This is a genomic window from Pseudomonas sp. MCal1 (genome assembly GCF_026341415.1).
Lineage (GTDB): Bacteria > Pseudomonadota > Gammaproteobacteria > Pseudomonadales > Pseudomonadaceae > Aquipseudomonas.
On record NZ_JAKUMP010000008.1, the window covers coordinates 1 to 12591 of the forward strand.

14 protein-coding genes are annotated in these 12591 nt (G+C 57.9%); 10 read left to right on the forward strand and 4 right to left on the reverse strand.

Annotated elements, in window-relative coordinates; genetic code table 11:
- Nucleotides 1-914 precede the first annotated feature (914 nt).
- Nucleotides 915-1370, forward strand: coding sequence for a DUF2214 family protein (locus MKZ87_RS14330; protein ID WP_234204804.1), 456 nt, complete (start codon nt 915-917; stop codon nt 1368-1370).
- Nucleotides 1371-1574: 204 nt separating this feature from the next.
- Here MKZ87_RS14330 and csrA read toward each other — a convergent pair whose 3' ends face one another.
- On the reverse strand, nt 1575-1769 hold the full coding sequence (gene csrA / locus MKZ87_RS14335; RefSeq protein ID WP_003179932.1) for a carbon storage regulator CsrA: 195 nt from the start codon (nt 1767-1769) through the stop codon (nt 1575-1577).
- 250 nt (nt 1770-2019) lie between these two features.
- Here csrA and MKZ87_RS14340 point away from each other — a divergent pair, with 250 nt between their 5' ends.
- A complete protein-coding gene (locus MKZ87_RS14340; RefSeq protein ID WP_085705379.1) occupies nt 2020-2385 on the forward strand; it encodes a penicillin-binding protein activator LpoB in 366 nt (121 codons plus the stop codon).
- 87 nt (nt 2386-2472) lie between these two features.
- The gene (locus tag MKZ87_RS14345) at nt 2473-3375 is read left to right on the forward strand and encodes a siderophore-interacting protein (RefSeq protein WP_085705377.1); all 903 of its coding nucleotides are present in this window, start codon (nt 2473-2475) and stop codon (nt 3373-3375) included.
- 53 nt (nt 3376-3428) lie between these two features.
- Here the strand turns inward: MKZ87_RS14345 and MKZ87_RS14350 are convergent, their stop codons facing one another.
- From MKZ87_RS14350 to MKZ87_RS14360, 3 genes are all read right to left on the reverse strand, one after another.
- The gene (locus tag MKZ87_RS14350) at nt 3429-4118 is read right to left on the reverse strand and encodes an endonuclease (protein ID WP_085701235.1); all 690 of its coding nucleotides are present in this window, start codon (nt 4116-4118) and stop codon (nt 3429-3431) included.
- Between the two features lie 4 nt (nt 4119-4122).
- The gene (locus MKZ87_RS14355; protein ID WP_371917949.1) at nt 4123-4392 is read right to left on the reverse strand and encodes a DUF1654 domain-containing protein; all 270 of its coding nucleotides are present in this window, start codon (nt 4390-4392) and stop codon (nt 4123-4125) included.
- Between the two features lie 186 nt (nt 4393-4578).
- Nucleotides 4579-5667 carry an asparaginase gene (locus MKZ87_RS14360; protein ID WP_007956004.1) on the reverse strand — a complete coding sequence of 363 codons (1089 nt, stop codon included), beginning with the start codon at nt 5665-5667 and terminating at the stop codon, nt 4579-4581.
- A gap of 349 nt (nt 5668-6016) precedes the next feature.
- Here MKZ87_RS14360 and MKZ87_RS14365 point away from each other — a divergent pair, with 349 nt between their 5' ends.
- The 7 genes from MKZ87_RS14365 to rbsD all read left to right on the forward strand — a co-directional run bounded on the left by MKZ87_RS14365 (nt 6017) and on the right by rbsD (nt 12573).
- On the forward strand, nt 6017-6469 hold the full coding sequence (locus MKZ87_RS14365; RefSeq protein WP_085705375.1) for a hypothetical protein: 453 nt from the start codon (nt 6017-6019) through the stop codon (nt 6467-6469).
- A 199-nt stretch (nt 6470-6668) separates the two neighbouring features.
- A complete protein-coding gene (locus MKZ87_RS14370; protein ID WP_007956008.1) occupies nt 6669-7625 on the forward strand; it encodes a sugar ABC transporter substrate-binding protein in 957 nt (318 codons plus the stop codon).
- Between the two features lie 55 nt (nt 7626-7680).
- Nucleotides 7681-9234 carry a sugar ABC transporter ATP-binding protein gene (locus MKZ87_RS14375; protein WP_085701232.1) on the forward strand — a complete coding sequence of 518 codons (1554 nt, stop codon included), beginning with the start codon at nt 7681-7683 and terminating at the stop codon, nt 9232-9234.
- Nucleotides 9231-10208, forward strand: coding sequence for an ABC transporter permease (locus tag MKZ87_RS14380; protein WP_007956013.1), 978 nt, complete (start codon nt 9231-9233; stop codon nt 10206-10208). Before MKZ87_RS14375 ends, MKZ87_RS14380 begins: the two co-directional genes overlap by 4 nt.
- 3 nt (nt 10209-10211) lie before the next feature.
- Complete coding sequence (locus MKZ87_RS14385) at nt 10212-11231, forward strand: LacI family DNA-binding transcriptional regulator (protein WP_085705373.1); 1020 nt, start codon at nt 10212-10214, stop codon at nt 11229-11231.
- Between the two features lie 23 nt (nt 11232-11254).
- Complete coding sequence (gene rbsK / locus MKZ87_RS14390; protein WP_085705371.1) at nt 11255-12172, forward strand: ribokinase; 918 nt, start codon at nt 11255-11257, stop codon at nt 12170-12172.
- Complete coding sequence (gene rbsD, locus MKZ87_RS14395; RefSeq protein ID WP_085701228.1) at nt 12169-12573, forward strand: D-ribose pyranase; 405 nt, start codon at nt 12169-12171, stop codon at nt 12571-12573. Before rbsK ends, rbsD begins: the two co-directional genes overlap by 4 nt.
- Nucleotides 12574-12591: the final 18 nt, after the last annotated feature.

The following is a 12591-nucleotide window of genomic DNA, read 5'->3' on the forward strand; positions in this document are numbered from 1 at the left end:
GAAATACAAAACACCCGATGCGGTGCATCGGGCGTTTTGAGGCTGAAACAGGTGTAAACCTATTTCAGGACTAGACAGCTGAAACAGGTGTAAACCTATTTCAGGACTAGACACTGCGATTTCACAGCATTTGCAAATTTCGGTTCGGTCGATCACAGCTGCACTCCGGCACATTTGCAGGAATGTATTCATGATTCGCCAACTCAGGCGCGCGGGTTCAGGCGATATTGAAAGTTTGTTGAAGAATGATTCAGTCGCTGGAAAAGATAGCTTCTGTCGCAAGAGCCGTCAGAGTAGGGAGAGCGCTGGTTTGCATGCGAGATGAGCGCTCCCTCCGGCTACGGATGCCTGGGTCTAAATTTTCACAGTGAGTTGTTCATACGTCTTGTGGTCGTCTCCAGTGCGAACAGGCGTTGCGGCGTGGGACGACTGATACGTCCAACTCGCTGATGCGAGAGCTGCTGATCAATCTCGGGTATCCGCACAGCGGAACGGTGAAGAACCTTGATCCGGGCGATCCTGACTCATTCTTGTAAAATCCTGTGTCAGGCGCTTATTGGCTGCGATGGATTTTGATCCATTCGTCGCCGATTTCGCGATCTCCCTTTTAAATAGTGTGGATATTTAATGGGTTACGTATTTTATTAACCATCCGGTTATCAAAAATACGTTGTTACAAGACGAATAAATCAGTAATATCCGCCCCGCGTTCACCACCACGGTTTATGCATTTTTAAATCCCAAGCTTCCATCAGCTGCTTGGGATTTTTTTTGCCCGCGATTTGCCTTTCCCACACCTCTGCCCGTTTCTCGTCTCGCTCGCTCCTGTTTCCGGGAAGGGTGACAGGCAAGTCCACACTTTTTCGACTACTACTGTCAGGCGGATTTCAACTCTGCCGGACGGGAGCACATCGATGCTGGTTCACTGGTTTCTTGCGGCGATACATTTACTGGCATTTGCCATGGGTTTCTGGGCGGTGTTGACCCGTGGGACGTCTTTCAGCCGCCTGGCGTCCGGCTCGGGTGTGGTGGGGCGCGTATTGCTTGCCGACAATCTATGGGGGCTTTCGGCGCTGGTGTTGCTTATCACCGGTGGCATGCGGGCTTTTGGAGGTTATGAGAAGGGAACCGATTACTACCTGCACCAGCCGCTGTTCCATCTAAAGATGATGTTGTTTGTGCTGATTCTGCTTCTGGAGCTTTTGCCGATGATCACCCTGATCAAATGGCGCGTGGCCAAGGCGCGCGGCACTGCCCCTGATACTGGGCGAGCAAAGGTGTTCGCGCGGATCAGTCATGCCGAAGCGCTGCTGTTGATATTGATGGTCGTGGCGGCTACCGGGATGGCGCGTGGCGTCACATTTGGTTAAGCAGGCGAGATTCCCGGCTGCTATTCGGAAATGTCCGACAGCCAGCCCATTGAATGAAGGTTAGTATCGGTTGCGAAAAGGCTTGAGGCAGGAAGGGGCGTGGCGCGCGCCGTCACCAGGGAGGTGGGGGAATGGCAATACGGCGCTTGAATCTTTAGCCAGTCATTGCGCGCAGGCAAAACTGGCTACTGACTACGATAGGGCTCAGGGCGTTTGTGGCTTGTCCGGTGCGGTCAGGCCAGCCTGGATGCGCTGGTAGATTTCTTCCCGGTGCACTGCAACGTTCTTTGGAGCATTGATGCCGATTCGAACTTGCTGGCCGCTGACGCCAAGAATGGTGATCGTGATGTCATCACCAATGTTTATGCTTTCACCGACTTTGCGGGTGAGTATCAGCATGGTCTTCTCCTTGATTGCTTTGTAGGGCACCTGATTCAGACAGTGCAGAGGTCGGTGGTACGTATAGATTAGTGCGAAGTCTTACTGTTTGGGTGCCTCTTTCTGACGCGCAGCAGCGGCATTAATTCCCAGCGCGTAACTATACAGGGGCCGCCAGCATCAATCTCGTAGTTTTGTGCCCATTTTGCGGGGCTCCGAAACTATTCTCGAATGTTAAGATCGCCGCTTTGAAAATTCAGAGGGAAGCGTTGTGCGCAAATTGGTCTGGGTAGTCGCGGCACTGGCACTGGCAGGATGTGGCGAAGGCAAGAGTGTGGATGCGCAAAAGCCGAAACCGGCGGTGGTAACGGCGCCTGCTGCGGTGGGCCCGCAGTGGGATCTCGAAGTGCGCGGTGAAACACCTCAAGCCGTCAGCGACCTCAGCGGCTGGCTGATCGAGCATGGCTTTGTGGCCAGTGTCATCAAGGACGCCAGCGGCAAGACCCGGATTCTCCTTGGCCCTTTCAATTCGAAGGCTGACGCCGAGGCGCGTCAGGCGGATGTGGATGCCGCGCTGATCAAGGCGAAGAAGCAGAACATCGAGACGCTGGTACTTGCGCGCACGGCCGCGCAATAAGCGATCCATTCGGCGGAGCTGACTAAAGGGTGTCTCACGTGATTCGTTTTTAAAGCCATCACTGAAGATACTCAAAAGGAGCTCCGCATGGCCTCCACCAATCCTTACAAGTTGTTCGACGTTGTTTTGCGTCACAAGCAGCAGTTGAGCCCGCATCTCATGCGAGTCACGCTCGCAAGCCCCGCTGTCACCGAGATGGCAACCTGGGCACCGGATCAGCGAGTGAAACTGTTTTTTCCGGCAGCAGACGGTTCGCCCGCCAGGCTTTCTGAGGGGGAGGGGTGGTATGCCCGGTTTCGCTCGATGCTGGTTGATCGTCGCCCGGTGATGCGCACCTACACCATCCGTCATTTGCGCGCTGAGTCAGGTGAGGTCGATATCGATTTCGTCCTGCACGGCGAGACCGGCCCGGCCTCCCGATGGGCGTTGCGAGCACAGCCCGGCGAGTCGATGCAGATCCTGGCCCCCGACAGCCAATTTTCGGCACAAGAGGCGGGGGGATTTGAATGGAAGCCTCCGCAAACGCTCAAGCAACTTCTCCTGGTCGCCGACGCGACAGCATTGCCGGCCGCCATGGGAATTCTGGAAGAGCTGGCGACTCTGGCTGAACCGCCGCAGACTCAGGCGTTTTTTGAAGTCGAAAGTCGTGAAGACATGTTGGCCGTTCCTGACTGGCCCGGGCTTTCGGTGCAATGGCTGATTCGCGATCACGCGGCTGCGGGTACGTTGATGGTGGAGGCTGTGCGGCAGGCGACGTTGCCTGTTGACGCATCGCCGGTTGGGCAAGCGGTCGAACTGGCGGATGTCGACATCGAAGAAGAGATTCTGTGGGAGATCGCCGATACGGCCAGCGAGGGATTCTATGGTTGGGTCGCAGGAGAATCCGCGGCGGTCATGAGCCTGCGCAAATACCTGATAAAGGAGCGCGGCATCCCTCGCGAATCACTCAATCTGATGGGTTACTGGCGTTACAACAAGTCCGGCGGTTGAGCAAAAAAAGGCCTTGAGTTTATCGCTCAAGGCCTTTTCTTTTGATCAAGCAATCATCCGCAGGCTTTTAGGTTCACCGGACCGACGAAATCGTTGCCGCGTCCCATCACACACGCCACGCTCTGGTTTCGCTGGCGTTCCCAGTCTTGCACCGGGTAAGTCTTGTCCCAGGCTTCGTACAATTGCCGATCCTGCTTCGACAAGCGCAAGCCATATTGTTTGCTCATGTAAAAGTAGGTGCGGGCGATCATGCCGCGAATCGAAGGGCGGGGCATGACCTTCTTTGCCTTGAAGTCAACCTGTGTCAGGCATGAGCCGTACTGACCTTTTTCGACCGGCAGCCAACCGTAGCTGAAATTACTGCGGTCACCATTCACCTCGCCGATGCTCGGCACCAGATTGTGCAGGTCGGCTTCGGCTTTCTGATAACTCGGGTCGTAGCGGGTGCAATTCTTGCGTCCGCCTTCCTGCCAGCATTGGCGCTGATGGCCGAACTGCCAGGCCGGAACAATGTGCTCCCATTCGATGCGGGCCGCTCGCTTGGCGTTCTTGCGCGGGACATAGCCGCAGGCGGCCAGATCGACTTTGTTGCCGGTGTATTTGCACCCGCAATAGAACTCGGTGGATTGTGGGGCGTAGAGCTTCCAGGCGACCTTCTTGGCCTCGGTGAAAGTACGCGGCGCGCCAGCTTGCGCACCCACGGAAATGAACAGCAACAGCACAGCAGCAAAACGCAGAATCATTGAATCAATCTTCCTTCGGCACAACCCAGAAAATCTGCACGCCGCCATCGTCGCGGTAGGCGAGGGTGACGTTGTCGTTTTCGTCGATCTCTTCCAGCAAGCGCTCCCACTCATCCACCGGTTCGTCCGGAAGGCGGAAGATCAGTGCGGCTTTGGCTTTTTGTGCGGTGGGGGAGTTGATGATTTTCTGAACGCGCATGCCCATGCGTTCGTAAGCGTCAGGAGCATCAGGGGAAGTGACCACGAGGTTATCCTTATTAAGCTGTACGTGCATACAGTATTTAACTGTAGGCATTTTCGCAACTGCTTAAAATTCAAGAAAATCCTCTGACAATGGTTTTCCGGTTTTGATGTCACGCAGATGAAATTTTTCTTTGAGCGAGGCGGGAGCTTCACCCTCCGTCAGGTTGACGAAGGGTGAAACCAGTGGCCGATCAGGAAAGGATCGGACGAAGGCAAATCAATATTCCCAGAACATCCGTTGCAGCTCTTTGCTGTCGTTGGTCTTGGTCAGCGCGACCATGGCCAGGATGCGGGCTTTCTGTGGGTTCAGGTCGTGAGCCACCACCCAGTCGTATTTGTCATCAGGCTGTTCGGCGTTACGCAGGACGAAACCGCCGGCATTGACGTGTGACGAGCGAATGATCTGCACGCCGTCCTTGCGCAGCGCTTGCAGGGTCGGAACTACGCGGGAGGAAACGGAACCGTTGCCGGTGCCGGCATGGATGATCGCCTTGGCGCCGGACTGGGCGAGAGCCTTGTATGCGGTGTCGCTGACATTGCCATAGGAATAGGCGATCTCTACATCAGGAAGGCTCTTGATGTTCTTGATATCGAACTCCGAATCCATGGTGTGGCGCTTGGCTGGCAGACGGAACCAGTAGGATTTGCCTTCAACCACCATGCCGAGCGGGCCCCAGGCGCTTTTGAAGGCTTCGGTCTTGATGTTGATCATCTTGCTGACATCGCGACCCGACTGGATTTCATCGTTCAGGGTCACCAGTACGCCTTTGCCGCGAGCCTCTTTGCTGCTGGCGACGGCCACGGCGTTGTACAGGTTCAGCATGCCGTCCGCCGACATGGCAGTGCCCGGGCGCATGGAGCCGACGACGATGATCGGCTTGTCGGTTTTTTCCACCAGGTTCAGGAAGTACGCGGTCTCTTCCAGTGTATCGGTGCCGTGGGTGATGACGATGCCGTCGACGTCTTTGCTGTCGGCCAGTTCGGAAACGCGACGACCCAGTTGCAGGAGGTTTTCGTTGGTGATGCTTTCCGAGGCGATTTGCATGACCTGTTCGCCACGCACATTGGCCAGCGTACTCAGTTCGGGGATGCCGGCGATCAATTGTTCGATGCCCACTTTCGCAGCCTGATAGGTCGCGCTATTGGCTGCACTGGCGCCAGCGCCGGCGATGGTGCCACCGGTGGCCAGTACCACCACGTTGGCCAGTTTGGCCTGGGTTTCAGCTTCTTTTGCCTGGAGGGCGGTGGGCAGGAGCAGGAGAAGGGCCAAAGCGCCCGGAACGAAACTCTTCAAAGCAGATGTCATTATTTTTCTCTCTAGTAGTGAGACGGTGCTGATGCAGGTTCATCTAGATGCGCCCCGGGCCAATCTGAATGCCAGGGGTGCAGGTAGGGAGCAGGATCTGTACCAGTCGTAATCTGCTTCAGAGAAATGTTTAACCTTATGATTTAAATCAATATTTATTCGAAGGCTGGCTGTGAACTTCCGTCACTCATCCGGGTTTCCGAACGCGGGATGTTTTCTTGTTCGGCTCACCGAAAAGGACTACGAATCTCGTCCACAGCCTGAGCTGGCAGCTTTTCAGATCTCAGCTAAAGAAAACGGTGCGTTAGCCGATGCGTCTTGATAGGGATCCAATTTTTCAGGAGTTCAAATGTCATTGACTATCGGTTTGCCAAATCCCGGCGCGGTCACTATCGGCGGAAAAACGGCTGCTACGATCAATGCAATGAGTGAAGCTGAAGCCGACGCGTCTGCTCAGGCACTGGGTATCGAGAAGGTTGAAAGCAATCAGGTCAGAACCGGTGGTCCTGCCCAGGAAGCAAGCGCGCGCGAGGCTGAAGGCGGTGACAATCTGAGCGTCACTATCAAGACGCTGTTGAAACGCATGCAGGAATTGCAAAAGCAGCTTCAGGAGCAGCAACAGCAACTGGCTGCCGCGCAGGCTGCGAGTTATCCAACACCCGAAGCCAAGTCGCAAGCGGTGATGTCAATCCAGGGGCAGATCGCCCAAACCAGCGGTGCGCTGCTGGAGGTCTCCGCAGCACTGGTCAAGGAAATGTCGAAGGGCTCCTCCGCCGGTAACGTGGTCAACACCACGGCTTGAGCACTCCAGGGGCGGATCGATGGATTCGCCCTGCAACGCAATACCGATTTCTGATTGTTGACAAATGTCGGCGTGATTCGCATAGTTCGGTCTACGCAAACGTTTGCGCGGCCTTCGCGATGATTGATCGTCGTGGGGTGCAGCGAGCTTACGCCAGTGCAAGCGTTGCTCACAATAATCATAAGATCGGAGTGAACCCATGAAGCTGCCATTCGCTGGACGTCTTCTTGCTGTCGCCATGCTGGCTGCCGCATCCGCCGCACTGCCTGTCTCTTCGGCTTTCGCCGAATCCCCTGAAAAACCCAAAGTCGCCCTGGTCATGAAATCCCTGGCCAACGAGTTCTTCCTGACCATGGAAGACGGTGCCAAAGCCTACCAGAAAGAACATTCCGCCGATTTCGACTTGATCTCCAACGGCATCAAGGACGAAACCGATACGGCGGGGCAGACGCGCATCGTCGAGCAGATGATTCTGGCGAAGGTCAACGCTCTGGTCATCGCACCGTCTGATTCGAAGGCGATGGTGCCGGTGATCAAAAAGGCGGTCGATGCCGGTATCACCGTGATCAACATCGACAACCAGCTCGATCCGGCCGTGATCAAAAGCAAAAACATCAGCGTTCCGTTCGTAGGTCCGGACAACCGCAAGGGCGCGCGTCTGGTGGGCGAATACCTGGCCAAGCAACTGAAGGCCGGTGACGAAGTCGGCATCATTGAAGGTGTCTCCACGACGACCAACGCCCAGCAGCGTACTGCTGGCTTCAAGGATGCGATGGAAGCTGCGCAGATCAAGGTTGTTTCCCTGCAGTCCGGCGATTGGGAAATCGACAAAGGCAACAAGGTGGCCGCTTCGATTCTCAGCGAATACCCGGACGTCAAGGCGCTGCTGGCCGGTAACGACAGCATGGCCGTGGGTGCTGTTTCCGCCGTGCGCGCTGCCGGCAAGGCCGGTCAGGTGCAGGTTGTCGGTTATGACAACATCAATGCCATCAAGCCAATGCTGAAGGACGGCCGCGTTCTGGCGACTGCCGACCAGTACGCCGCAAAACAAGCGGTGTTTGGCATCGAGACCGCGCTGAAAATCATCAAGGGCGAGAAAGTCGACAGTGGTGCAAATGGCGTGATCGAAACGCCGGTCGAGCTGGTCACCAAATAAGTCCTTTGGCGACACAACGGCGCTCGTCCGTCCGGGCGAGCGCATGGAGATTTTTATGTCAGTTTCCGCTCCGAACGCTGTCCTCTCGGTCAGCGGTATCGGCAAGACCTACGCGCAACCGGTTCTGACCGGCATCGACCTGACGTTGATGCGCGGTGAAGTACTGGCGCTGACCGGTGAGAACGGTGCCGGCAAAAGCACCTTGTCGAAGATCATCGGCGGGCTGGTCACACCCACCACCGGCCAGATGCAGTTCCAGGGCAAGGAATATCGTCCCGGCAGTCGCACGCAAGCTGAAGAGCAGGGTGTGCGCATGGTCATGCAAGAGCTCAATCTGCTGCCGACGCTTTCGGTGGCGGAGAACCTGTTCCTCGACAATCTGCCGAGCAACGGTGGCTGGATCAGCCGCAAGCAACTGCGCAAGGCCGCCATCGAAGCCATGGCTCAAGTCGGCCTCGATGCCATCGATCCGGACACACTGGTCGGCGAGCTGGGCATCGGTCACCAGCAAATGGTCGAGATCGCCCGTAACCTGATCGGCGATTGTCATGTGCTGATTCTCGACGAGCCGACCGCGATGCTGACCGCCCGCGAAGTCGAGATGTTGTTCGAGCAAATCACCCGGTTGCAGGCGCGCGGCGTCTCGATCATCTACATCTCTCACCGTCTCGAAGAACTGGCCCGGGTCGCACAGCGCATTGCCGTGCTGCGCGACGGCAACCTGGTTTGCGTCGAGCCGATGGCCAATTACAACAGCGAGCAACTGGTCACCCTGATGGTTGGCCGCGAGCTGGGCGAGCATATCGATCTGGGGACTCGCCATATCGGCGCGCCGGCCTTGACGGTCAAAGGCCTGACCCGCTCCGACAAGGTTCGCGACGTGTCCTTTGAAGTGCGCGCCGGTGAGATTTTTGGCATTTCGGGGCTGATCGGGGCAGGGCGCACCGAGCTTTTGCGGCTGATCTTCGGCGCCGACGTCGCGGACAGCGGCACGGTGGCGCTCGGTTCGCCGGCCAAAACGGTGAGCATTCGTTCGCCCGTCGATGCTGTGCGCAACGGCATCGCCTTGATCACCGAAGATCGCAAGGGCGAAGGCCTGCTCCTGAGTCAGTCGATCAGCGCCAACATTGCCTTGGGTAACATGCCGGAAATTTCCAGCGGCGGGTTCGTCAACAACGGCGATGAAACGAAGCTCGCGCAGCGGCAGATCGACGCCATGCGCATCCGCAGTTCCAGCCCGACCCAGTTGGTGTCCGAGTTGTCCGGTGGCAACCAGCAAAAAGTCGTGATCGGGCGCTGGCTGGAGCGCGACTGTTCGGTGCTGCTGTTCGACGAGCCCACTCGCGGTATCGATGTCGGCGCCAAATTCGACATTTATAACCTGCTTGGTGAACTGACCCGTCAGGGCAAGGCGCTGGTTGTGGTGTCCAGCGACCTGCGCGAGCTGATGCTGATCTGTGATCGCATTGGCGTGCTGTCGGCAGGGCGCCTGATCGACACTTTCGAGCGCGACAGCTGGACCCAGGACGACTTGCTTGCTGCCGCGTTCGCCGGCTACCAGAAACGTGATGCGTTGCTCAACGAAGCAGCGCCTAGGGATCTCCCATGAAAACTGCATCTTCCGCCGGCAAATCCAGTGGCAATTTCTACGGCCTCGGCACTTATCTGGGCCTGGCCGGCGCCTTGCTGGCAATGATTGCGCTGTTCTCGGTCATGAGCAGCCATTTCCTGTCGTACAACACCTTCAGCACTCTGGCCAACCAGATTCCCGATCTGATGGTTCTGGCGGTGGGCATGACGTTCGTCCTGATCATCGGCGGGATCGACCTGTCGGTAGGCTCGGTATTGGCACTCGCGGCATCCACTGTCAGCGTGGCGATTCTTGGCTGGGGCTGGAGCGTACTGCCGGCTGCCTTGCTGGGTATGGCCGTCGCGGCGTTGGCCGGCACAGTTACCGGCTCGATTACCGTGGCGTGGCGAATTCCATCATTCATCGTGTCTTTGGGTGTCCTGGAAATGGCCCGTGGCCTGGCCTATCAGATGACCGGTTCGCGCACCGCCTATATCGGTGATTCCTTCGCCTGGCTTTCGAACCCGATTGCCTTCGGCATTTCGCCATCGTTCATCATTGCCTTGCTGGTCATTTTTATTGCCCAGGCCGTTCTGACCCGTACCGTGTTCGGTCGCTACCTGATCGGCATTGGCACCAACGAAGAAGCGGTGCGGCTGGCAGGAATCAATCCAAAACCCTACAAGATCCTGGTGTTCAGCCTGATGGGGCTGCTCGCCGGCATTGCGGCACTGTTCCAGATTTCCCGGCTGGAAGCAGCCGACCCGAACGCCGGTTCCGGCCTGGAGCTACAAGTGATCGCCGCTGTGGTGATCGGCGGTACCAGCCTGATGGGCGGGCGTGGTTCGGTGATCAGTACCTTTTTCGGCGTGTTGATCATCTCCGTGCTGGCGGCCGGTCTGGCGCAGATTGGCGCGACCGAGCCGACCAAGCGCATCATCACCGGTGCGGTGATCGTGATCGCCGTGGTGCTCGACACCTACCGCAGTCAACGCGCAAGCCGACGGGGCTGATAAATGGCAACGATCAAGGATGTGGCGGCACTTGCAGGAATTTCCTACACGACCGTGTCCCACGTAGTAAACAAGACCCGACCGGTGAGCGAAGAAGTGCGGCTCAAGGTCGAGGCGGCGATCAAGAGTCTCGACTATGTGCCGAGCGCCGTGGCCCGTTCGCTGAAAGCGAAAACCACTGCAACCATCGGTTTGTTGGTGCCCAACAGTCTCAACCCGTACTTCGCCGAACTGGCGCGCGGGATCGAGGATTACTGCGAGCGTAACGGTTACTGCGTGATCCTCTGCAACTCCGACGACAACCCGGACAAACAGCGCAGCTATCTGCGGGTCCTGCTGGAAAAACGCATCGACGGCCTGATCGTCGCCTCTGCCGGTGGTGACAGCGGCCTGGCGCAAGGGCTGGCGGGCGTGAAGACGCCGATGGTGATCGTCGACCGTGGACTCGAAGGCGTAGACGCCGACCTGGTGCGCATCGACCACGAATATGGCGCGTACCTCGCGACACGGCATCTGCTTGAACTCGGGCATCGCGACATCGCCACGATCGGTGGTCCTGCCAGTACCAGTGTTGCGCAAATGCGTCAGGCCGGTTTTTCTCGAGCGCTGAAAGAGGCCGGGACTGAAGTGTCCCCGTCGCGCGTGCTGGAAAGCGACTACACCAGCACCGGCGGTTACAACGCGGCTTCGGTCCTGCTTGAACGCAACCCGCCGAGCGCGATTTTCGCTGGTAACGACATGATCGGCATCGGTGTGTTGCGGGCTGCGGCGGAACGCAACGTGCGCGTGCCCGCCGAGCTTTCAGTGATCGGCTTCGACGATATCCAGATGAGTCGCTACGTATATCCCGCGCTGACGACCGTGGGTCAGTCGATCCTTCAGTTGGGAGAAATGGCGGCGGAAGTGTTGTTGCGAAGAATTGCCGCTCCGGGTCTGGCGACGGATCAGCGGATCGTGACCCCGAGTATTGTCCTGCGTGAATCGACTGCACCGCTGTCCGGCGTGTTCACCGAATACCGCTGAAACGAATTGAAGAGTAGTGATGTATGTCCGCAAATGTAGTGGTAATAGGCAGCCTGAACATGGACCTGGTCACCCGGGCGCCGCGTTTGCCCCGGGGCGGTGAGACGCTGATCGGCCATTCCTTCGCGACCGTGTCCGGTGGCAAGGGCGCCAATCAGGCGGTGGCCGCTGCTCGATTGGGTGCGCAAGTGTCGATGGTTGGTTGTGTCGGCAATGATGACTATGGCCTGCAATTGCGCGACGCGTTGCTGGCCGAGCAGATTGATTGTCAGGCAGTCAGCGTGGTGGAGGGTTCCAGTGGTGTGGCGCTAATCGTGGTCGATGACAATAGCCAGAACGCGATTGTCATCGTGGCCGGCGCCAATGGTTCGATGACCCCGGCGGTCATCGACCGGTTCGACGCAGTGCTGCAGGCGGCCGACGTGATCATCTGCCAGCTGGAAATTCCCGATGCGACTGTGGGCCATGCGCTGAAACGCGGGCGTGAACTGGGCAAGACGGTCATCCTCAACCCGGCGCCGGCCAGTCGTCCGTTGCCGACGGACTGGTTTGCCGCCATCGATTACGTGATTCCCAACGAGAGCGAGGCCGCCGCCCTCAGCGGTTTGCCGGTGGATTCGCTGGAGGCCGCCGAGAAAGCCGCTGCACACCTGATTTCACTGGGCGCTGGCAAGGTCATCATCACACTGGGCGCTCAAGGTTCACTGTTCGCCGATGGCAAGGGTTACCAGCATTTTCCGGCACCCAAAGTGGAGGCAGTCGATACCACCGCCGCCGGGGATACCTTTGTCGGCGGATTTGCGGCTGCACTGGCGGCCGGCAAAACCGAGGACGAGGCCATTCGTTTCGGGCAAGTCGCGGCGGCCCTGTCGGTTACCCGGGCAGGTGCCCAGCCGTCCATTCCCACCAACTCCGACGTACAGGCATTCAAATCCGCATGAAAAAGACTCCTTTGCTCAATGTCGCCCTGTCGAGGCTGGTTGCCTCCCTCGGTCACGGCGACATGGTCGTGATCGGTGATGCCGGCCTGCCGGTGCCGCCGGGTGTTGAACTGATCGATCTGGCGTTGACGCACGGCGTCCCGGATTTCGTCAGCACCCTGAAAGTCGTGCTCAGCGAGATGCAGGTGGAAAGCCATGCGCTGGCCAAGGAGATTTTCGACAAGCAACCGACCGCGCTGTCCACGCTGGAAGAGCTGAATGACGAAGGCTCGCTCGGGCGGCGCGATCTGCTCAGTCACGAGCAATTCAAGGTACTCAGCCGACAGGCACGAGCGATTGTTCGTACGGGAGAATGTCAGCCGTACTGCAACATCGTGCTGGTGTCCGGAGTTACATTCTGACGGGGTTCGCCCCTTTTG